Origin of the sequence: Lactobacillus sp. (genome assembly GCF_051873315.1) — a bacterium.
GTDB lineage: Bacteria > Bacillota > Bacilli > Lactobacillales > Lactobacillaceae > Lactobacillus.
In genome coordinates this window covers 1-1783 of sequence record NZ_JBJEES010000111.1, presented here as the reverse complement: position 1 = coordinate 1783, position 1783 = coordinate 1, and the positions used below count along the sequence as shown (strand labels likewise).

Here is a 1783-nt window from a genome sequence, read left to right as displayed (position 1 = left end):
ATCTTAGTCCCAACTGGCATCAAGGCCTACATGCCAGAAGACGAAGTCTTGATCCTGGCCAACCGGTCCTCCAACACCTTCAAGCGCAACCTGTCCTTGCCAAACGGGATTGGCGTCATCGACAGCGACTACTACAACAACCCCAACAATGAAGGGGAGATCTTCGTCCAAGTCTTGAACTACGGCGTCCGGCCCCTCAAGATCAAAAAGGGTGAGCGGATCGCCCAAGGCATCTTTATCAAGTACCTTAAAACTGACGACGACCAGCCGATTGAAAGCCAGCGTTTAAGCGGCTTTGGCTCAACCGGCAAGAAGGGCGGGAAGTAATGGCCAGAGCTAGAACCCAGTACAAGTGCCGCTCTTGCGGCTACATCTCCGCTTCTTACCTGGGTCGTTGTCCTAACTGCGGGGCCTGGAACCAGTTTGAAAAAGAAAGCCAGGAGGTCCGCCAGACTTCAACTAAGGCTACCCCCAGCCGCTTGATGGCCAGCGTGGGGGCTAAAGAAGCAGTCAAAATGTCCACCATCAAGGCGGAAAAAGAAGAGCGGATTTTAACCAAGTCTTCAGAACTCAACCGGGTCTTGGGCGGCGGGATCGTACCTGGCTCTTTAGTCTTGATCGGCGGGGATCCCGGCATCGGCAAGTCCACTTTAATGCTGCAGATCATGAGCGAATTGGCGGAAAAATACAAGGTCCTCTACGTCTCCGGGGAAGAATCAGCCAGCCAGATCAAGCTGCGGGCTGACCGCCTGGGCCTGGGCCAAAGCCCCATGCTTCTCTACCCGGAAAGCAACATGGAACACATCCGTGACCAGATTGACGACGTCAAGCCAGATTTTGTCGTCATCGACTCTATCCAGACCATGAACGAACCAAGCCTGGACTCCATGGTGGGCTCAGCTTCCCAGGTCCGGGAAGTTACCGCTGAATTGATGAAGATCGCCAAGCTCGACCAAATCACCGTCTTCGTCATCGGCCACGTGACCAAGGAAGGGGCTATCGCCGGGCCAAAAATCCTGGAGCACATGGTTGACACCGTCCTTTATTTTGAAGGCGACGAGCACCATGCTTACCGGATCCTGCACTCAGTCAAGAACCGTTTTGGGGCGGCCAACGAAATCGGCATGTTCGAAATGAAGACTGAAGGCCTGGCGGAAGTGACCAACCCTTCCGCGGTTTTCCTGGATGAACGCCTGCCCGACTCAACTGGGTCAGCCGTGGTCGTTTCTTTAGAAGGCACCCGGCCGATCTTAGGCGAAATCCAAGCCCTGGTTACCCCAACCGCTTTTGGCTATGCCAAGCGGACGACTTCTGGGCTTGACTACAACCGGGTCTCCCTGCTTTTGGCCGTCTTGGAAAAAAGAGGCAACCTGATGCTGCAAAACCAGGACGCCTATTTGTCAGCCACTGGCGGCATCCGCTTAAACGAACCAGCCATCGACCTAGCCATTGCCATGGCTATTGCTTCCAGTTATTATGACAAGGAAATCTCAGCGACTGACTGCTTTGTCGGGGAAATCGGCTTAACCGGGGAAGTCCGCCGGGTCAACCAGATCCAGGCCCGGGTCAAGGAAGCCGGCAAGGTCGGCTTTAAGCGGATTTTTATCCCTAAGTACAATATGAGCCCAAGTCTTAAGGATCTGGGAATTGAGGTAATCCCGGTTTCCAGCGTCCGCCAGGCCCTCCACTACCTTTTCTCATAGAGAAAAGGGTGTGACTGCTAAAAAATATTCATTTCATCCAATGTTAAATAGCAACGTTTCTTACCAATTCTTGATATAAT

The 1783-nt window shown here is 53.2% G+C and carries 1 protein-coding gene and 1 pseudogene; both read left to right on the top strand.

Annotated features, from left to right (window positions below):
- Positions 1 to 327, top strand: a pseudogene (locus tag ACI32D_RS06565) (dUTP diphosphatase); the annotation flags it as partial.
- Positions 327 to 1703, top strand: a complete 1377-nt coding sequence (gene radA / locus ACI32D_RS06560; RefSeq protein WP_439775792.1) for a DNA repair protein RadA — start codon at positions 327 to 329, stop codon at positions 1701 to 1703. The pseudogene ACI32D_RS06565 and the gene radA, both read left to right, overlap by 1 nt.
- Positions 1704 to 1783 lie beyond the last annotated feature (80 nt).

Bases quoted from the DNA above. Each gene is read 5' to 3' on its own strand.
- radA (WP_439775792.1), top strand. From the start codon at position 327: ATGGCCAGAGCTAGAACCCAGTACAAGTGCCGCTCTTGCGGCTACATC.